Below are 19,535 nucleotides of genomic sequence, written 5' to 3'. Positions count from 1 at the left end.
TCCTCAGAGTTCACTGACCTGCCTTTCGATGAAGTCCAAGTATCCGGCCAACCCGACGAGCCCGGCGTCGTCCGCCGGCGGCGGCCCGTACAGAGCCGCGCCGACCTGCTGGGAGGCCTCCCCCGTGCGGGCGGCGAGCGCCGCGACGACCTCATGCGGCCCGGCCCCCGACGCGAGCCCCAGCCTGGGCTTGAGCCGGTCGATCGTGCCCGCGCGCAGCGCGTCGGCCGCCCGCTGCCTGGCCCGCCTGGCCCGGTAGAGCCTGCCCCGGCCCTCGACGGTCTCGGCCGCGCGCACGACGACGGGCAGCTTCTCCGTCACCACGGGACCCAGCCGCCTGCCCCGCCAGAACGCGGTGACGGCCAGGGCGATGAGCGACATGTAGATCGTCCAGCGGATGCTCTCGGGCATCAGGTCGTACATCGACTCGCCCCGCTCGCCCGGCAGCTCCGCGATGGGCGGCGGGTTCTCGGGGGGCACGAGCCACGTCACGCGCTTGCCGGTGCCGATCAGGTTGAGCGCGAGCGCGGCGTTGCCGTCCTCGGCCAGGAACTGGTTGGTCATGAAACTCGCGTCGCCGACGACCGTGGTGGTGCCGCCCGCGTTCGGGAAGCTGACCAGGACGTAGCCGTCGCCGGACGGGTAACAGCCGGTGGCTCCCGCCGGGGCGGTGAAGACGGTGCCGCCGACGTACGCGCTGCCGGCGGCCGCGGCGGCGGGCAGCCCGCACTCGGGCTCGCGCGAGCGGGTGCGCGCCCGGGCCAGCTCGCTGCGCACGCCGGGGGCCAGGGTCTCGAGTCCTGGCTGATCGCCGAGGATTAGCCGGTCGCCCTGGATGGTGGCCAGGGTGTACTCGTTGAAGTACGACACGTCCGTGATCAGCAGCAGCCGGTTGCCCGTGGCGGCCCTGTCGACCGCGGCCTGTACGGAGTCCACCCGGTCCACCGCGACGCCCCGGGACTTGAGCACCTCGGCCAGCGCCTTGGCGCCCTTCAGGGAGGTGTCGTCGGGGTCCAGGGGGCGTGACGGGCCTCGCTGGGGACTGAACAGCACGCCGGCGATCGCGACGAGAACGATGATCAGGCCGAGCAGCGCGATGAGCCGGCTGCCGCGCCAGGTGGAGCGGGCGGTGGGGGAGGTCGAGTAGGACCCGCCGGCCTGTGCCGGAGCGCCGGTGGCCGGGGGCGGTGTGAGCACGCTCATGGAGCCCCTCCCGCCCCGTCACGGGGCTGCTCGGGCACCCCCGCCGACGACCCTTCCGCGGGATCGCCCGGCCGGACACCTTCCGCGGCACCGCTCGGCGGCGCGGCGGGTCCTTGCGGCGAGCTCACGGCGGGTGCGGCAGGAGGTCCCATCGGAGCGCCCGCGCCCGCGCCGACGCCGGCCGGGACGGGGGTCGCGAGCGGGACGGGGCGGGCTTCGCGGAGCTGGTCGTCCAGGGTGGACATCACCTCGTACGCCTCCCGCGTCCCCGGCACCCCGCCGTACGTCACGTCGTCGAACGACCGCGCCGCCGCCGCCAGCCTCGTCGCGAACCCCGGCAGCGAGATGGCGGCCTCCGCGGCCAGTTCGTCGGCCGTGCGCCCGGGCATGCCGTCGACGAGCGCGCGTTCCTCCAGGTCACGCGCGATGGCCCGGAGCCGTTCCTGGATGGCCTCGCTCCAGCGCCCCTCGGCGGCCAGCCTCTCGGCGGCCGTCCGGTGCTCGGCCGCGGTCATCGCCCGCGTGCCGAACAGTCCGCCCACGGCGAGCGCGTTCTTGCGCGTGGCGTTGCGGAGCTGCCACGAGATGAGCACGATCAGCGCGAAAATGATCGTCACGATCAGCATGGCGGCGATCATCCCGCCGGTGGGGCCACCGCCCGGGACCCTGTCGAGCAGATCGCCGAGGAACTGCATGACCCGCCGGTAGATCTGGTCGATCAGCGACTCTCTCTCGTAAGCGGGCTTGAGCAGCTCGTCCGCGGCCCTCCGCGCGGCCTCCTCCCGGTCGATCGGGGTGTCGAGCCGCAGCCCGGAGGCGGCCGCGGCGAGTGCGACCATGGGCACGCTCACGACCTGGCGGAGTTGGACGGGTGCCAGAGCTCGTCCGCGGACGCGTGCACCCACCCCTGACGCTGCTGCTCGATGGCCGCCGTCTGCAGCACGAGGTCGAACGCCTCGCTACGCATGCGCCGGTCGGCGTAGAGCAGACCGGCGACCCCGGCCTGGAACGGATAGGTGATCATGGCCCCGATCGTGCCGCCGATCGCGATCAGCACGGCCGACACCACTGCCGTGGTGGCCGAGCCCGCGCCGAACACGCCGAACAGCGTGCCCGCCAGCGTGAACGGCACCGACAGGACGCCTGAGACCAGCCCGACCAGCAGGGACGTGAGCAGCAGGATGCCGAGCACCCGCCAGAAGTCGCCCGTCACCAGGTTCCACGAGCGCCGCATGGCGTCGAGGGGGCCCCTGGACTCCAGCACCGCGACAGGCGAGGCGAATGCGAAGCGGGTCGTGAAGAACAGGTAGTAAGGGATGTACGTGATGACGAACAGCAGCAACAGCCCGGCCAGCAAGCCGGTCCTGTCGGCGGAGGCGTTCATCATGATCGCCACGAAGAGCAGCCCGAACACGATCAACGGCACCACCATGATGGCCGCCATCAGCCCCACCACGCCGAAGAGCGCGGGCACCCGGCCCTTGACCAGCCGCCAGGCCTCGCCCGCGCTGAGGTTGCCGCCGAAGACCGCCCGGCCGAGTATCCGGGTCAGCACGCCGGTCAGCAGGGTGACCACCACGAACTGGATCGCGTAGGAGATCAGGGTGCCGGCGTACTGGCTGGGCAGGCCGGTCGCGCTGCTGAGCTGGCCGGCGGGGGTCGGTGTCTCGGGGTCCCACAGGTCCAGGAAGAACGCCTGACCCACGGCCACCGGCACGGCGGTGAGCAGCGCGGCGACGGCCGACAGGCCGAGCACGGCCTTCGGGTTGGAGCGGATCAGCTTGATCGTGCCGTCGAGTATGTCGCCGAGCCCGAGCGGGCGCAGGGGGATGATGCCCGGCCTGAGCGCCGGCCGGTAAGCCGTGTGGCCGTAACCGGGCTGAGGATGCGGGTGGGGCGGATATGGTGTTTGGGGCCCCGGTCCGGGTGGCTGCTGTTGCTGAGGGGGCTGGCCGTACGGATGCCCGTAGGGCACCTGCTGCGGCGCGCCCGGTGCGGTCCACGGGGAGGCCGGCGGGGCGCTGTAGGGCGGGGGCTGTTCGGCCGACCAGCCTGATGGCGTCTCGGGCGGGGGACCGTGACCGTCTGACATATCCCAATCCTGGCACGCTGAACGGGGCATTGGTGTCACCGAGTGGATTCGCCGCCTCATCCTGCGCGCATTCCACGGCGAATCCGGCCGAGGTTCGTGCCCAGGGATGGCCGAAAGTCGCTCTGTTACCGCAGACTGAGATAGCGGTCGCGGGGGTGGACCTAAAATTCGCCTTTTGCATGGCTCATGTCACACTCATGGGCCTACCAAGGGTAACCTTCAGCGGTCGTGCGGGTATGTCCCACAATGCGTAGAACGAATGAGGGGCCATGAAAGGTCGCGTGCTGGTCGTCGATGACGACGCCGCTCTCGCCGAGATGCTGGGGATCGTGCTGCGAGGGGAAGGCTTCGAGCCGTCATTTGTCTCCGACGGCGACAAGGCCCTCGACGCGTTCCGGGATACACGCCCGGACCTGGTCCTGCTCGACCTGATGCTGCCGGGGGCGGACGGCATCGACGTCGCGCGGAGGATCAGGGCTGAGTCGGGGGTTCCCATCGTCATGCTCACGGCCAAGAGCGACACGATCGACGTCGTTCTCGGGCTCGAGTCGGGTGCCGACGACTACATCGTCAAGCCGTTCAAGCCGAAGGAGCTCGTCGCGAGGGTGCGGGCGCGCCTGCGCCGCACCGACGAGCCGACGCCCGAGATCCTCCAGATCGGCGACATCACCATCGACGTGGCCGGTCACTCGGTCAAGCGGGGCGAGGAGACGATCAACCTCACGCCGCTGGAGTTCGACCTGCTGGTGGCGCTGGCCCGCAAGCCGCGCCAGGTGTTCACCCGCGAGGTCCTGCTCGAGCAGGTCTGGGGCTACCGCCACGCGGCCGACACCCGGCTGGTCAACGTGCACGTGCAGCGGCTCAGGGCCAAGATCGAGAAGGACCCCGAGCACCCCGAGATCGTGGTGACGGTCCGCGGCGTCGGCTACAAAGCCGGCCCCGCCTGATCCTCCCCTTGCCCGGCCGTGCCCCCGACGAAGAAGAGGTCCCGCCGACGGACACTCCGCCAGATCCTCGGCGGCGTTCGCCGGCGGGTGCGCCGTGCGGCGGGCAGGACACGGAGCGTGTGGCGGCGCTCGCTCCAGCTCCAGGTGGTCACCAGCACGCTGGTGATCTCCGTGATCGTGGTGGTCGTGCTGGGCACGTTCCTGTCCGAGCAGATCAACAGGTCGGTCGTGCAGAGCAGCCAGCGCTCCTCCGCCAGCGAGGCGTCCGCCGACCGCCTGCAGATCGCCGACGCGCTCACCCCTGAGGCCGACGACCAGGCCAAGCCCGCCGACAGCGGCAAGAAGGGCGCGACCAACCCGCTCGACGACGTCATGGACATCGTCACCGGGTCGGGCGAGAACGGCTCCAAGAAGCGCTACGACGTGCTGATCCTCAACCAGACCTCCCCTGGCCAGTCGCGGGCGTCCGGGGGCGTCGTGCCGCTGAACGTGCCGCTGAGCCTGCAGCGCAAGGTGCAGAACGCCGAGTACGGCAAGGCCGTCGGGTCGATCGAGCAGATCAGGTTCGCCGGTGAGAGCCAGCCCCGGCTCACGTACGTGGTCGGCGGCGTCGTGCACGTGCCGTCCACCGCCGAGAACTACGAGGTCTACCACTTCTTCCCGTTCACGGACGAGGAGGAGCTGCTGTCCAACGTCCGGCTCGCCATCGTCGTGGTGGGCCTCGGGCTCGTGCTGCTGCTCGCCGCCATCGCGTACCTGGTCGCCCGGCAGGTCGTCACCCCCGTACGGCTGGCGCGCCAGGCCGCGGAGCGCCTCGCCTCCGGCAAGCTGGACGAGCGGCTCAAGGTACGCGGCGAGGACGACCTGGCCCGCCTGGCGAACTCGTTCAACGAGATGGCCGCGAACCTGGCCTTGAAGATCCACCAGCTGGAGGAGCTCTCGCAGGTCCAGCGGCAGTTCGTCTCCGACGTCTCCCACGAGCTGCGCACGCCGCTGACGACCGTGCGCATGGCCGCCGACCTGCTCTACGACGCCCGCGAGGACTTCGACCCGATGGCCGCCCGCTCGGCGGAGCTCATGCAGGCCCAGCTCGAACGGTTCGAGTCGATGCTGGCCGACCTGCTGGAGATCAGCCGCTACGACGCCGGCGCCGCCACGCTCGACCTCGACTCCGTGGACGTGCGCGACGTGGTGCTGCGGGCGATCGCCGACTCCGAGGCGCTGGCCGAGCGGCACTCGACCCGCTTCGAGCTCCGGCTGCCGAACGAGCCGTGCATGGCCGAGATCGACAACCGCAGGGTCGAGCGCATCCTGCGCAACCTGCTGTTCAACGCCATCGAGCACGGCGAGGGCAGGGACATCGTGGTGACGGTGGGCGCCGACAGGGACGCGGTCGCGGTCGCCGTACGCGACCACGGGATCGGGCTGAAGTCCGGCGAGGACACGATGGTGTTCGACCGGTTCTGGCGGGCCGACCCGTCGCGGGCGCGCACGATCGGCGGCACCGGGCTGGGGCTGGCCATCTCGCGCGAGGACGCCACGCTGCACGGCGGCTGGCTGCAGGCGTGGGGGCAGCCGGGGGAGGGCTCGCAGTTCCGGCTGACGCTGCCCAGGACCGCCGGGGCCGACCTGAAGGGCTCGCCGCTGTCGCTGGTGCCGCCGGAGATCGAGATGCGCCGTACGTGGCGCACGGCCATGACTCCGGTGCTGCTGCCGGCGTCCGCGGACGGGACCGGCCATGACGAGGACTAGACGGCTCGCCGCGGCGCGACGGGGGAGGGCCTGGCGGCTGGCCACGGTGTTCGCGATCGTGGCGGCCATGGCGCTGGCGGGCTCCGGCTGCACCGTGATCCCCGTGACCGGGCCGCTCACCGTCAACGAGACCGGCAGCAACGATCCGCTGAGCAAGCCGTTCCAGCGGATGATCGCCATCCTGCCCCAGCGGACCTGGGGCCTCGAGCAGACCGTCAGGGGCCTGCAGGCCGCCATGGCGGCCTACGCCGACGACCCGACCGTCCTGCCCCAATACCTGACGCCCGAGGCGCGGGCCAAGTGGAACGCCTCGGGCCCGGTCACGGTGATCGAGGACGACTTCGAGGTTGTGCCGCCGACGACGGCGCGCGAGGAGCCGGGGCAGGCGCAGAAGGTCACGCTCAAGGGCCGGTGGGTGGCGGGAATCAAGGAGGACGACTCGTACGTCCCCACGGGCGGCCCCTGGGAGGGCACGTTCGAGCTCGTGCAGGTCCAAGGGGGCGGCTACCGCGTCAAGAGCCTGCCGAACGGGCTGCTGCTCACCCACGCCGACGTGGCGCGCGCGTACCGGGCCACGAACCTCTACTACCTGAACGGCAGCACCCGCGACAGGCTGGTCGTCGACCGGGTGCGCCTGCGGCTGAGGCCGACGGAGACCTACGCGCACGCCATCCTGCAGCGCCTGCTCAAGAACCCGACGGCGGCCCTGCAGGGAGCGGTGACGACGAGCTTCCCGCCCGGCACCAAGATCCTGTCGATCAGGTCGGACGAGCGCGTGGTGATCAACCTCTCCGGCCCCATCGACACCCTGGACCCGAGCACCGAGGCCCTGCTGAAGGCCCAGATCAGGTACAGCCTCAACAAGAACGAGATCGCCAAGGGCCGCGTCATCGAGATCCAGGTGGACGGGGAGCCGTACTCCATCGACGCGCCCAACTCCGACGACCAGTGGCTGGACGACAGCAGCGACACCGCCTACTACGTCAGCAAGGGCGCCGTCCACTACATGGGCAAGGACGGGCCCTCGGCCGCCGTGCCCGGCCCGGCGGGGGAGCCGCGCGAGGGCTATTCGGGCTTCGCCCTGTCCAAGGACGGCACGCGGATCGCCGCCAAGACCTCGACCGGCATCTCGGTGGCGGGGCTGACGGCGCAGGGGCGCTGGCAGGAGGTCATCCAGGGCGCGAAGCTGACCCTGCCGACGTGGCACCGGGACGGATCTCTGTGGACCTATGACCAGGAGAACGCCGTCCTGCTGCGGTACGACCCGTCCAGCGGGAAAGCCCCCGAGCGGGTGGCCGCCCCCAAGCTGGCCGGCCTGGACGTCACCCGGCTCAGGATCGCCAGGGACGGCGTGCGGGTGGCGGTGATGACGGGCGAGAACACCGTCCAGATCGGCGCGCTGACCGGCGAGGCGGCGGGGCCGATGCTGGGGAATTTCCAGCTGCTGACCACCACCACGGCCGGCAACAAGATCCTCGACGTCGCCTGGAGCGATGACGAGCACCTGCTCGTGCTGGTGGAGAGCAAGGCCGGGCAGACCCTCAACGAGATCAACGTGGGGGACGGGGAGGTCGTCGGGGTGCCGCTGAACGACGTGAACGATCGGGTGACGTCGGTGGCGGCGCTGGACGATCGCGTGCTGGCAGAGGCCGACAAGGGCCAGATCTATGAGCTCAACCAGGACCGGCAGACCTGGACCGTCAAGATCGAGTCCGGCGCCGGCTCCCCCCTCTTCCCGCTCGGCTGACGCACTTCCCCGCGCGCCAGCGCCACGCCCACTGGCGCCGCAGGTCCCCTCCCGTGCCTGATCGGGGACCGGGTGGTGCGTGGCGGCGGCGGCGCGGAACTGTCGGTCGCGGGCGGCATCCTGGTGCGCGTGCTGAGCGTCGTACTCGATCTCGTCCTGCCCCAGACCTGCGCCGGCTGCGGCGCCAGAGGGGCGCGGTGCTGCCCGGGGTGCCTGGCCGAGCTCATCGGCGCCCCGGCGCGGCGGCTGCCCGAGCCCGTGCCGCGCGGCCTGCCCGACTGCTGGTCGGCGGCCCCGTACGAAGGCGCGGTGCGCAGGGCGATCGTGGCGTACAAGGAGCGGGGCGCGGTGGCGTTGGCGGGGGTGCTGGCGGAGGCGGCGGCGTTCACCGTCGTGCGGGCGGCCGGCGGCACCGGGGCGTCCTGGGCGGACCGGACGTTCGCGGTGGTGCCCGTGCCCAGCGGGCGGCGGACGCGGCGACATCGGGGGCACGACCCGGTAGGGCGGTTGGCGGTGCTGGTCACGGGGCAGCTGCGGGCGTTCGGCCTGCGGGCCGAGACCTGGGCGGCCCTCGGCCAGGCGAGGCGGGTCGCCGATCAGGCGGGCCTGAGCTCCGCTGAGAGGAGCTCCAATCTCGCCGGGTCACTCCAGGTGCCGGAGCTCGCGAAAGGCCCTCCAGCGGCCTGTGCGCTGCTTCTGGACGACATCGTCACGACCGGCGCGACCCTCGCCGAGGCCGCGAGGGCGCTGCGGGCGGCCGGGGTACGGGTGCCGCTGGCGGTGACCGTGGCCGCGACACGCCGAAGATCTTGAAAAGGATTACAGTCACGCTGTGTAAAGAAAGATCCAAATCCTGACCCTCACCTGGAGGTCACATGTCACTTCCCTCAGGACCGTGGTGCGGCTGCTCAACGGGCTCGAAGCCAGCCCACATCGGGGTTGCCGATCGGTTAAATAGGGCATTTTGGGTCCTCCATATACCCCGGGAAAGTCACGGTAAGTGATCCTTTGGCCGATCCTCCGGCTGACATTCGGCCTGGATACGGATAGCGTTCTGACATGGCACCCGTTCGGGTCCGTGGTTGCGCAGGGCCGGTGATCCCGGCTCTGCTAGCCGATGCCAGCCGCAGGCAAAACGGTCCACGTAAGGCGACTCTTTGTCGACCGATCACGGTGCGGCTTAGGGGTAAGTCCTGCCTTCCCGAGGGTCCAGATGTCCCTCGCCAGAAGAGAAGGGCAGTAGTGGCGACAGAGCTGCGAGACCCTCAGCAGGCGAATGTGGGGACGAAGACCAGGTCGGCCGGGCGGGTGCCGCCAGAGTTCCCGAGGACTCAGAGTCGGAAGAGGGTAACGGTGAGAGAAGGGCAGACAGCAGACCTCGTCCGACACGCACGTCGTCGGACGCTCTTGCTCAGTCGTTAGACCGAAAGGGGGGCTGTTGCATGGACATCATCGTCAAGGGCCGGCACACAGGAGTGAGTGATCGGTTCCGAGACCAGGTGACGACCAAGCTGGCCAGGATCGAACGTCTGGACAACAAACTCATCCGAGTGGATGTGGAGGTGTCGAAGGAACGCAATCCGCGTCTCGCCGATCAGCGCGAGCGCGTCGAGCTCACGATTCACTCCCGAGGACCGGCCATTCGCGCCGAAGCCTCGGCCGACGACCGGTTCACAGCCCTCGACATGGCTCTCGACAAGCTGGAAGGCCGCCTCAGGAGACTGGCCGACCGGCGCAAGGTCCATCACGGCAACCACTGCCCGCCCTCGGTGGCGGAGATCACCGCGACGCTCCCCGACGTCGCCGACCTGGCGCCCCGGACGGAGCCCACCGTCCCCAAGGAGCAGGCCGAGCCCGACGAGGACGAGCTGGCGCGGAGCGACCAGCGATACGACGACATCGTCCCGATAGAGATGGACGGCGAAGGGCCCCTCGTCGTACGGGAGAAGTTCCACAAGGCGGAACCCATGACCATCGACCAGGCCCTCCTCGAGATGGAACTGGTCGGACACGATTTCTACCTGTTCCGTGACAAGGAGAGCGGCCAGCCGTGTGTCGTCTACGCCAGACGCGGTTATAACTACGGCGTGTTGCGGCTCGTAGAGCCCTGATCGCGCGCTAAAAGATCTTCTCGACCACCCGAGAACCGCGGCCACGTGCCATCATGGCGGTTCAACGGCTCTGGCCCCCCGACGAGGAGGAGACGTGAGCGAGCTCAGTCAGGTTCAGGTGAGCGAGCGAAGCGAGGGAAAGGCAGTCGCGAGGCACCTCAAGGAGGCCTCGTGACCGAGTCCGGCGAGGCTCGCCCGTCATCGAGCGAGCCGATCCGCGTGCTGATCGTTGACGATCACGAGCTGATCCGGCGGAGCCTGGCGCTCGCGCTGGCCGCTGAGCCAGACATCGAGGTGGTCGGTGAGGCGAGCGACGGGCAGGAGGCGGTCGAGCTGGCCGATCGCCTCATGCCTGACGTCGCCCTCATGGACGTGCGCATGCCGCGGCAGGACGGGATCGAGGCCACGAAGGGCATCAAGGCCTCCGTCCCGAGCACCCGCATCATCATGCTGACGGTGAGCGACGAGGAAGAAGATCTTTTCGAGGCCATCAAGGCGGGAGCCACCGGCTACCTGCTCAAGGACGTCCAGATCAACGACGTGCCGGCCGCCGTGCGCGGCGTGCACGAGGGCCAGTCGTTAATCAACCCGGCGATGGCGGCCAAGCTCATCAGCGAGTTCGCGAACATGAGCCGCAAGGAGGCCGAGCGCCCGCCCCAGCTCCCCGTGCCCCGGCTGACCGACCGCGAGATGGAGGTCCTGCGGCTGGTGGCCAAGGGGATGAACAACCGCGAGATCGCCAAGCAGCTGTTCATCTCCGAGAACACGGTGAAGAACCACGTGCGCAACATCCTCGACAAGCTGCAGCTGCACTCGCGGATGGAGGCAGTGGTGTACGCCGTGCGGGAGCGCATGCTGGAGATCACCTAGCGGGGCGCGCCCGGCTCCGCCCGGCGCTCCCAGCAGCCCAGGCCCGGGTGCTGTGGGATGCTGGTGGGGTGACGTCGTTGGAGGATCTCGTACGGTTGCGCCGGGCCCGTGACCTGATGGACCGCGACTACGCCGAGCCGCTCGACGTTCCGGCGCTGGCGCGCGTCGCCTTCATGTCGCCGGGCCACTTCTCCCGCAGCTTCCGCGCCGCCTTCGGCGAGACGCCGTACAGCTATCTGATGACACGCCGGATCGAGCGGGCCAAGGCGCTGCTGCGGCGGGGTGACCTGACGGTGACGGAGGTCTGCTTCGAGGTCGGCTGTACCTCGCTGGGCTCGTTCAGCTCGCGCTTCACCGAGCTGGTCGGCGAGACCCCGAGCTCGTACCGGGCCCGCCCCCATGACGAGGGCGCCGCCATCCCGGCCTGCATCGCGAAGATCTACACGCGGCCGGTGCGGAACGGAGAAGCGCGGACCACCCCTCGCCGGTAGCGTGACGTGCATGGACCTCAAGCTCTCCACCTGCTTCATCGCCGTCGACGACCACGACAAGGCGATCGCCTTCTACCGGGACGTTCTCGGCCTTGAGGTACGCAACGACGTCGGGTTCGAGGGGATGCGCTGGGTGACCGTCGGCCCGCCGTCGCAGCCCGATGTGAACATCGTCCTCGAACCGCCTCTCGCGGACCCGAACGCCTCGCCCGCCGACAAGGAGGCCATGGCCGAGCTCCTGGCCAAGGGCCTGCTGCGGGGTCTCATCTTCGAGACCGAGGACTGCGACGCCACCTTCGAGCGCATCAGCGCCGCCGGCGGCGAGGTGCTGCAGGAGCCGATCGACCAGCCGTACGGCGTGCGCGACTGCGCCTTCCGGGATCCCTCCGGCAACATGCTCCGCTTCAACCAGCCCCGCAAGCGGTGAGCGGCTTGGCCGCCACCCTGCGGGCCACCTGAAGCCCCACACACACCCGAGCTCGTAGCGGCGGGATCGTGGGCTCGGTGGCCGGTGTCGCCGCTTCCACCCGCATGGCCACGCTTCCGGCTGACGGGCCGGCCGTAGCGCTCAGCGTGCGCGTGTTGTGGAGTCGGCCTTAGCGCTCAGCGTAGGCAGACTGGCCACGGTCCTGGCCGCGGCCGGCCTGCTCGGCATCTCCACAGCGACCCGCGCGGCCGGGCCGCTGCGCTCGGTATCGGCGGGCTTGCTGCACCAGGTCGTGGGCCACGGCCGGGTGCTGGTCCTGCCCCGGTCGCGCCACGGGGGGTGCGGCCGGGTGCTGGTCCTCCCCGGTCGCGCCACGGGGGTGCGCGGAGTGGCCGATCCCGAGGAGCGGATCAGCGGGGCGCGGTCAGGAGGGGGACGATCTCCGGCGGGTCGGCCCGTTCGACGCGTACGGCCTCGCACCCCACCCACTCGGCGGCCGACCACAGAGCCTCGCTCAAGGCGTCGGCCCACTTGGCGGCCGAGAGGCCCGGCTCCAGGTGGAGCTGCCTGATGACCAGGGTGGTGCCCTCGCGGGCCGGGTCGACGCGGCCGATCAGGCGGCCGCCGGCGAGCACCGGCATCGTGAAGTAGCCGTGGACGCGCTTGTGCTTGGGGACGTACAGCTCGAGCGTGTACTGGAAGCCGAAGACGCGTTCGGTGCGGCCGCGGTGCCAGATGAGGGAGTCGAACGGCGACAGCAGCGTCGTGCGGTGCCGGCCGCGCGGCTCGGACTCCAGGGCCGCCGGGTCCGCCCAGGCGTTGGGGGCGCCCTTCTTGCCCGGCCAACCCGTGACCGTCACGGGCACCAGGCCCGCGGCGCCGCTGAGCAGGAGCTCGTCGAGGATGGCCGCGTGCTCGCCCCTGAGGCGGAGGAAGTCGAGCAGGTCGGTCCGGTTGGCCACGCCCAGCGAGCGGCCCGCCACGGCGGCCAGGCGCCTGATGCACTCCTCGTCGGAGAGGTCCTCGGCCAGCAGGTCGGCCGGGACCACGCGCTCGGCCAGGTCGTAGACGCGCCGCCAGCCGACGCGGCGGCTGCAGACCAGCTCGCCGATGTCGAGCAGCCACTCCAGCCCGATCTTGGAGTCGGACCAGTCCCACCACGGGCCGCCGTTCTTGGCGCCGCCGACGTCGGAGGTCGTGAGCGGGCCCTGCTCGCGGACCTGCGCGAGGAGCTTGTCGACGCCCTCGGGGACCTCGTGCCAGCGGTAGCGCCGCTTGAGGTAGGCCCGGCGCCTGAAGGCATAGAGCGGCCAGTGCTCGATGGGCAGGATGCAGGCGGCGTGGCACCAGTACTCGAAGCTCTGGGCGGGGTTGTGCCAGTAGGCCCGCTCGATCTTGGGCCTGCCCACCGCGCCCAGGCGGGCGTACGCGACCAGCTCGTGGGAGCGGGCCAGGACCGAGATCGTGTCGAGCTGCACGGCGCCCAGCCTGCGCAGCATGGCGTGCGTGCCGCCCTTGCGGGCGTCGGCGCCGATCAGGCCCTGCGCACGGAGGACGATCCGGCGTGCCTCGTCGGGGGTGAGCTCGGTGACACCGGTCATGGGGGAAATTCCGTACGACGTTGCATGCGAGCAATGTAATGGCGACGACCGACAGAAACGGCGTCGCGGGTGCCTCGCTTCCAGGGGCCCGTATCACGTGCCGGCGAAGCGAGACACGCCCGGGATCAGGGAGGCCGGCGGGGCACCCGTTGGGGCGGGTGCCCGCTCCGCGGCGCCTGCGTCAGCGGTGATCTTCGGCGCGCATGCCCACGCGCGGCGCGTCGATCACGACATCGGTGAAGATGTTGAAGACGAGGGCCAGGATGCCACCCACCACGAACACGCCGGCGCCGACCCAGACGAGCATCCAGTTGTTGGCCGTCAGACCGAAGCCGGCCACCACGGTGCCCACGATCATCACGGTCACCGCCAGCCACGATGACGCACGACCGCCGTGACTGCCGAGATTCTCCGTCTGCTCCGACTTCGTCCCCTCAACCATGCCTAATCCTTCCTTTGCCGGTTATCGCGCTTATTGGTGCGAGCCGGCTCTCAACCGGCATACCCTCTGCCTTGCCCCATTCTCCCAGACAGGTCATGCGCCCTCGTCGGCACGGTGGCTGTGTCTGGTTGCGGAACCGCCTACGATGGCAACGGGGAAGTTTGTCTCGGCCTCTCCTCCTGGCGACGCCGCCGGGGTAGACCTGCGAGGAGCTTTACATAAAGTGAGTGCCATTCTCGACAAGATCCTACGTGCCGGCGAAGGCAAGACCCTGCGCAAGCTCAAGCGGATCGCAGACCAGGTCAACTCCATCGAGGACGACTTCACGAGCCTGTCCGACGCGGAGTTGCGTGCGCTGACGGCCGAATTCAAGCAGCGCCATGCCGACGGCGAAAGCCTCGATGATCTGCTTCCCGAAGCGTTCGCGACCGTGCGCGAGGCGGCCCGCCGCGTGCTCGGCCAGCGGCCGTACGACGTGCAGATCATGGGCGGCGCCAACCTGCACCTCGGCAACATCTCGGAGATGAAGACCGGTGAGGGCAAGACGCTGACCTGTACGCTGCCGGCGTACCTCAACGCGATCTCCGGCAAGGGCGTCCACGTCGTCACGGTCAACGACTACCTTGCCAAGCGCGACGCCGAGACCATGGGTCGCGTCCACCGGTTCCTCGGCCTCGAGGTCGGCTGCATCATCGCCGGTCAGCAGCCGGACGAGCGGCGCAAGCAGTACGAGGCCGACATCACCTACGGCACCAACAACGAGTTCGGTTTCGACTACCTCCGCGACAACATGGCCTGGTCGCTGGAGGAGTGCGTGCAGCGCGGCCACAACTTCGCGATCGTCGACGAGGTCGACTCGATCCTGATCGACGAGGCCCGCACGCCGCTGATCATCTCCGGTCCCGGCGAGCAGTCGGGCAAGTGGTACCAGGAGTTCGCCAAGATCGCGCCGCGGCTGCGCAGGGGCGTCGAGGCGAAGAACCCGGGCGAGGAGAGCACCGGCGACTACATCGTCGACGAGAAGAAGCGCACGGTCGGCATCCTGGAGTCCGGCGTCGAGAAGGTCGAGGACTGGCTCGGCATCGACAACCTCTACAAGCCCGAGCACACCCACCTGGTCGGCTTCCTGAACAACGCGCTCAAGGCGAAAGAGCTGTTCAAGAAGGACAAGGACTACATCGTCGCCGACGGCGAGGTGCTGATCGTCGACGAGTTCACCGGCCGCATCCTCCACGGGCGCCGCTACAACGAGGGCATGCACCAGGCCATCGAGGCCAAAGAGGGTGTGAAGATCAAGGACGAGAACCAGACTCTCGCCACGGTCACCCTCCAGAACTACTTCCGCCTGTACGAGAAGCTCGCCGGCATGACCGGTACGGCCTCCACCGAGGCCAACGAGTTCCACCAGACCTACAAGCTGGGCGTCGTCCCCATCCCGACCAACCGGCCGATGATCCGCAAGGACCAGGCGGACGTGGTCTACAAGAACGAGGACGCCAAGTTCAACGCGGTGGTCGACGACATCAAGCAGCGCTACGAGGCCGGGCAGCCGGTTCTCGTCGGCACCACCTCGGTGGAGAAGTCCGAGCGGCTGTCCAAGGCGCTTAAGCGCCGCGGCGTGCCGCACGAGGTGCTCAACGCCAAGAACCACGCGCGTGAGGCGTCGATCATCGCCGAGGCCGGGCGCAAGGGCGCCGTCACGGTGGCCACCAACATGGCCGGTCGAGGCACCGACATCATGCTCGGCGGCAACTCGGAGTTCCGCGCCGACCTCGAGCTGCGCCAGCGCGGCCTCGACCCGGTCGAGACGCCGGAGGAGTACGAGAAGGCCTACCCCGAGGCGCTGGAGAAGGCCAGGGCGGCGGTCAAGGCCGAGCACGAGGAGGTCACCGCGCTCGGCGGCCTCTACGTCCTCGGCACCGAGCGCCACGAGTCGCGCCGCATCGACAACCAGCTGCGTGGCCGCTCCGGCCGCCAGGGCGACCCCGGCGAGTCGCGGTTCTACCTGTCGCTGGGCGATGACCTCATGCGCCTGTTCAACTCGGCCAGGGTCGAGATGATCATGACCAGGCTCAACATCCCCGACGACCAGCCGATCGAGTCCAACATCGTCTCCAAGGCCATCGCCTCCGCCCAGCACCAGGTCGAGCAGCAGAACTTCGAGATCCGCAAGGAAGTTCTGAAGTACGACGAGGTGATGAACCGCCAGCGCAAGGTCATCTACGCCGAGCGCCACCGCGTGCTGGAGGGCGCCGACCTGCACGAGCAGGTGCGCGGCTTCATCGGCAACGTGATCGAGGGCTACGTGCAGGGCGCGACCTCCGAGGGCTTCGCCGAGGAGTGGGACCTCGACAAGCTGTGGAAGGCGTTCGGCGAGCTCTACCCGATCTCGATCAGGATCGACGACCTCGTCGAGGAGGCCGGCTCCCGCGAGGAGCTGACCGCCGAGTTCATCACCGAGAAGGTCAAGGCCGACGCGCTCGCGGCGTACGACAGGCGCGAGGAGGAGTTCGGCCCCGAGACCATGCGCGACCTGGAGCGCCGCGTGATCCTCTCGGTCCTCGACCGGAAGTGGCGCGAGCACCTCTACGAGATGGACTACCTGCGCGAGGGCATCGGCATGCGGGCCTACGCGCAGAAGGACCCGCAGATCGAGTACCAGCGCGAGGGCTTCGAGATGTTCGCCGCGATGCTCGAGGGCATCAAGGAGGACTCCGTCGGGTTCCTGTTCAACCTCGAGGTGGAGGTGCAGGAGAACCCGATCGTCGAGGAAGAGGACGCGGCCATCGCGGAGACCCGCCAGATCATCGCGCGCGGGCTGCGCGGCCCCGAGCGGCCGGCCGAGCTCGAATACTCGGCGCCCGGCGAGCAGGGCGACGTCGAGCACGTCAAGGTCCGCACCACTCCGGCGGAGCGGGCGGCCTACGGCAACGTGGAGCGTAACGCGCCCTGCCCGTGCGGCTCCGGCAAGAAGTACAAGCGCTGCCACGGGGACCCCAAGAACGCCGCCTGACAGCTCTTCTGAGACCCCCACCTCGGTGGGGGTCTCTTCTTTTCCTAGGCCGTCTCGAAGTCCGTGCAGAGCCATCGCACGCCTCTCCGTTCGAGGCGTACGGCGAGTACGTGGTTGCGCTCCCCGCAATGGACGAGCAGGCACATCTCCACCACGCCGTCGCGGGGCTCCGTCACGTGCACGCTTCCCGCGAACGGCGGCCGAGCCGTCCGGATCATCTGCCCCGCCTGGACCAGCTCCCTATAGGCGCGGTCCGTCAGCTTGCCGGCCACGCTCTGCGGAGGACGCCGGCCTGCCAGGACCTCGGCCAGGGCCTGCCCCAGGTGGCGCAGCCCGCGCTCGTCGGGGATGGCCCCTGGCGGTCCCCAGACCAGCGGGTCCAGAGCCAGGGCCCCGTTGATCCGGGGAGTCCCGGGCGGCTGGTCCTCGTCGTACGCGGGCTCGGGGGCGGGGGTGATGCCGACGCGGGGGGCGGGTGACACGCATCCTCCAAACTCTCTTGGGCGCTGAAACAAACGCTTTTAAGGAGTTTTCGGTCCGGCTGAGGAATACGAATGCCGCCAACTTCTTCGAGCGTCGATGAAGTTCGTCCGGGTTTGGCGGGGGAGGGCGCTGGAAGTTGGATTCCCCGATGGGGAAAGCGGGAGGCCACGGCCGCGCCCGAAACAGCTCAGAGGGCTGTCCGCAACCATTCTGGACTGGCTCTGCGACGGTTAGGTTTCGCCCGAATCGACGTCCGGCTCGGGTTCGCGGCCAGGGGTCATGATGTTGAGCTTGCGGATGAGGAACGTGAAGACCACGTAGTACACGACGCCGTAAACGGCACCCAATATCAGTATTCCGGGCAGGTTCGCGGTATTCGACTTGCTGGCGTTCAGGAGCATGTCCAGCAGGCCCGCCGAGAAGCCGAACCCCAGCTGGCCGCCGATCAACGTGGTCAGGGCCATGGCCAGGCCGGTCAGCACGGCGTGCACCACCAGCAGCAGGGGCGCCACGAAGATGAAGGCGAACTCGATGGGCTCGGTGATCCCCGTGACGAACGACGCCAGGGCGGCCGACAGCATGATGCCGCCCACCGTGGCCCGGCGGTGCGGCGGGGCCGCGCGCCACATGGCCAGGGCGGCGGCGGGCAGGGCGAACATCATGATCGGGAAGAAGCCGGCCATGAACTGGCCGGAGTGCGGGGCGCCGCCGAAGTAGCAGTTCCAGTCGCCGCCCAGCACGCGGCCGCCGACCTCGCACTGCGGCACCACGTACCAGACGACCGAGTTGACGAAGTGGTGCAGGCCCAGCGGGATCAGCAGGCGGTTGACCAGGCCGTAGATCCCGGTCCCTATCGGGCCGATCGAGGTCAGGGCCTCGCCCGCGTGGCGGATCCACTCGCCGATCACCGGCCAGAGCCAGCCGAAGAGCACGCCGATGACCAGCGCCACGATGGAGGTGATGATCGGTACGAATCTGCGCCCGCCGAAGAACGCCAGCCAGGACGGCAGCTTGATGCGGTGGAAGCGCTGCCAGAGCAGCGCGGTGACCAGGCCCATGACGATGCCGCCGAGGACCTTGGTCGGGTTCTGCATGCCGTAGTCGATGACCTCCTTGACGCCCTGGGCCTGGACCTCCTTGATGAGCACGGTGTCCCTGATGTCCGAGCCGAAGAACATCACCTTGCTCACCCGGTCGAAGACCAGGTAACCCACCACGGCGGCGAGCGCGGTGGAGCCGTCGGACTTGCGGGCGAAGCCGATCGCCACGCCCACGGCGAACAGCAGCGGCAGGTTCTCGAGCAGCGCCGCGCCGGCCGCGGCCAGCACCTCGGCCACCTGGTTCATCCAGTGGAACCCGGCCACGTCCGCCAGGCCCCCCGGCTCGGCGCCGTTGGAGCCCAGCATGTCGGGCTGGCCGAAGCGCAGCAGCAGGGCGGCCGCGGGCAGGGCGGCGATGGGCAGCATGAGGGAGCGGCCCAGCCGCTGGAGTACGGACATCACGCGAGCGAACGGCGAAGGCCGGGCGGCGGTGGTCTCGTTCACCGGGCGTTCCTCCGAGCCGGGTGAGGCCTCAGCCCCGTCTTACGGGCATTTCCAGGATGGTGCGTAGCTGGTAGCGGTCGGCGCGGTAGGTGGACACGCCCAGCTCCGCACAGACCCCTCCGGCGAACGACCTGCGTTGCAGCAACAGTACGGCCCCGCCGCGCGGCAGCTTCAGCAGGTCGGCGTCGCTCGGGTCGGCGATGCCGCCGTCGATGGTGAGCTCACCGGCGTCCATGACCAGGCCGTAGCGGCGCTCCAGCAGCTCGTACAGCGATTTGTCGGACAGATCGAGGGAACCCAGGTCGGGCGCGAGCTTGACCGGGATGTGAGCCCGTTCGATGGAGAGCGGCTCCCCGTCGGCCGTCCGCAGCCGCTCGATGAAGTGCACCTCCTCGCCGGGCTGGATCCCCAGCTCCTTGGCCAGGTGGGCGCTGGCCCGCACGATCCGGCGGTCGAGGTCGCGCGAGCCCGGGATCATGCCCCGTGCCCGCATGTCGTCGGTGAACGACGTCAGCTGCAGCGCCAGCTCGATCTTGGGCCGAGCGACGAACGTGCCCTTGCCGGGCACGCGATGCAGGCGGCCCTCGGACACGAGGTGGTCGACGGCCTGCCGCACGGTCATCCTGGACAGGCCGAAGCGCTGGCAGAGCTCCCGCTCGGACGGGATGGCCGCCCCGATGGTGAGCTCGTCGCTGTCGATGAGGTCCAGCAGGATCTCGCGCAGCTGGAAGTACTTGGGCACCGGGCTGTCCGGATCGATGTGCGCCACGGATCCTCCCCTCGATCGTGACCTGCGCAATGAGCTATGGTTC

17 protein-coding genes are annotated in these 19,535 nt (G+C 69.6%); 9 read left to right on the top strand and 8 right to left on the bottom strand.

The genetic code is table 11. The features are described from left to right. Positions 1-3: 3 nt before the first annotated feature. From AB0H84_RS27310 to AB0H84_RS27300, 3 genes are read right to left on the bottom strand one after another with little or no spacing between them, the layout of a single operon-like run. Positions 4-1,203, bottom strand: coding sequence for a DUF4350 domain-containing protein (locus AB0H84_RS27310; RefSeq protein WP_357609821.1), 1,200 nt, complete (start codon positions 1,201-1,203; stop codon positions 4-6). Beyond that, entirely contained in the window at positions 1,200-2,042 is an 843-nt protein-coding gene (locus AB0H84_RS27305) for a DUF4129 domain-containing protein (protein ID WP_357610160.1), read from the bottom strand. The genes AB0H84_RS27310 and AB0H84_RS27305 overlap by 4 nt, the downstream gene beginning before the upstream one ends. An 8-nt stretch (positions 2,043-2,050) precedes the next feature. Next, a complete protein-coding gene (locus tag AB0H84_RS27300) occupies positions 2,051-3,295 on the bottom strand; it encodes a glycerophosphoryl diester phosphodiesterase membrane domain-containing protein (RefSeq protein WP_357609819.1) in 1,245 nt (414 codons plus the stop codon). 269 nt (positions 3,296-3,564) lie between these two features. On the opposite strand from AB0H84_RS27300, the gene mtrA reads away from it, so the two are divergent. From mtrA to AB0H84_RS27260, 8 genes are all read left to right on the top strand, one after another. After that, entirely contained in the window at positions 3,565-4,242 is a 678-nt protein-coding gene (gene mtrA, locus AB0H84_RS27295) for an MtrAB system response regulator MtrA (RefSeq protein WP_043620615.1), read from the top strand. A 117-nt stretch (positions 4,243-4,359) separates the two neighbouring features. Beyond that, positions 4,360-5,994: an MtrAB system histidine kinase MtrB gene (mtrB, locus tag AB0H84_RS27290; protein ID WP_357609816.1), complete on the top strand. Its 1,635-nt coding sequence runs from the start codon at positions 4,360-4,362 to the stop codon at positions 5,992-5,994. Then, positions 5,981-7,741 (top strand): LpqB family beta-propeller domain-containing protein, encoded by a 1,761-nt coding sequence (locus AB0H84_RS27285; RefSeq protein ID WP_357609813.1) that lies wholly within the window; start codon positions 5,981-5,983, stop codon positions 7,739-7,741. Before mtrB ends, AB0H84_RS27285 begins: the two co-directional genes overlap by 14 nt. A gap of 75 nt (positions 7,742-7,816) precedes the next feature. Beyond that, positions 7,817-8,554 (top strand): ComF family protein, encoded by a 738-nt coding sequence (locus AB0H84_RS27280; RefSeq protein ID WP_357609810.1) that lies wholly within the window; start codon positions 7,817-7,819, stop codon positions 8,552-8,554. 629 nt (positions 8,555-9,183) lie between these two features. Continuing rightward, entirely contained in the window at positions 9,184-9,852 is a 669-nt protein-coding gene (raiA, locus tag AB0H84_RS27275) for a ribosome-associated translation inhibitor RaiA (protein ID WP_357609807.1), read from the top strand. Between the two features lie 171 nt (positions 9,853-10,023). Continuing rightward, complete coding sequence (locus tag AB0H84_RS27270; protein WP_357609805.1) at positions 10,024-10,722, top strand: response regulator transcription factor; 699 nt, start codon at positions 10,024-10,026, stop codon at positions 10,720-10,722. A 116-nt stretch (positions 10,723-10,838) separates the two neighbouring features. After that, on the top strand, positions 10,839-11,213 hold the full coding sequence (locus AB0H84_RS27265; protein ID WP_357610157.1) for a helix-turn-helix transcriptional regulator: 375 nt from the start codon (positions 10,839-10,841) through the stop codon (positions 11,211-11,213). Positions 11,214-11,223: 10 nt separating this feature from the next. Further along, the gene (locus AB0H84_RS27260) at positions 11,224-11,640 is read left to right on the top strand and encodes a VOC family protein (protein ID WP_357609802.1); all 417 of its coding nucleotides are present in this window, start codon (positions 11,224-11,226) and stop codon (positions 11,638-11,640) included. A gap of 410 nt (positions 11,641-12,050) precedes the next feature. Here AB0H84_RS27260 and AB0H84_RS27255 read toward each other — a convergent pair whose 3' ends face one another. Both AB0H84_RS27255 and AB0H84_RS27250 read right to left on the bottom strand, forming a co-directional pair. Beyond that, entirely contained in the window at positions 12,051-13,241 is a 1,191-nt protein-coding gene (locus AB0H84_RS27255) for a crosslink repair DNA glycosylase YcaQ family protein (RefSeq protein ID WP_357609799.1), read from the bottom strand. A 181-nt stretch (positions 13,242-13,422) separates the two neighbouring features. Continuing rightward, positions 13,423-13,683 (bottom strand): HGxxPAAW family protein, encoded by a 261-nt coding sequence (locus tag AB0H84_RS27250; RefSeq protein ID WP_357609796.1) that lies wholly within the window; start codon positions 13,681-13,683, stop codon positions 13,423-13,425. 223 nt (positions 13,684-13,906) lie between these two features. Between AB0H84_RS27250 and secA the strand changes: the two genes are divergently transcribed. Beyond that, positions 13,907-16,696 carry a preprotein translocase subunit SecA gene (gene secA, locus AB0H84_RS27245; protein ID WP_357609793.1) on the top strand — a complete coding sequence of 930 codons (2,790 nt, stop codon included), beginning with the start codon at positions 13,907-13,909 and terminating at the stop codon, positions 16,694-16,696. Between the two features lie 44 nt (positions 16,697-16,740). On the opposite strand, the gene AB0H84_RS27240 is transcribed toward secA, so the two are convergent. The 3 genes from AB0H84_RS27240 to AB0H84_RS27230 form a co-directional block, all read right to left on the bottom strand. Continuing rightward, positions 16,741-17,178, bottom strand: coding sequence for an Rv3235 family protein (locus tag AB0H84_RS27240; RefSeq protein ID WP_357609790.1), 438 nt, complete (start codon positions 17,176-17,178; stop codon positions 16,741-16,743). A 231-nt stretch (positions 17,179-17,409) separates the two neighbouring features. Then, complete coding sequence (locus AB0H84_RS27235) at positions 17,410-18,723, bottom strand: PTS transporter subunit EIIC (RefSeq protein ID WP_357609787.1); 1,314 nt, start codon at positions 18,721-18,723, stop codon at positions 17,410-17,412. A gap of 28 nt (positions 18,724-18,751) precedes the next feature. Next, positions 18,752-19,492, bottom strand: a complete 741-nt coding sequence (locus tag AB0H84_RS27230; protein WP_357609784.1) for a GntR family transcriptional regulator — start codon at positions 19,490-19,492, stop codon at positions 18,752-18,754. Positions 19,493-19,535 lie beyond the last annotated feature (43 nt).

Source organism: Nonomuraea sp. NPDC050786, from assembly GCF_040654115.1.
Lineage (GTDB): Bacteria > Actinomycetota > Actinomycetes > Streptosporangiales > Streptosporangiaceae > Nonomuraea.
Note: the sequence above shows the minus strand (reverse complement) of the source record. Positions and strands in the feature narration are given on the sequence as shown.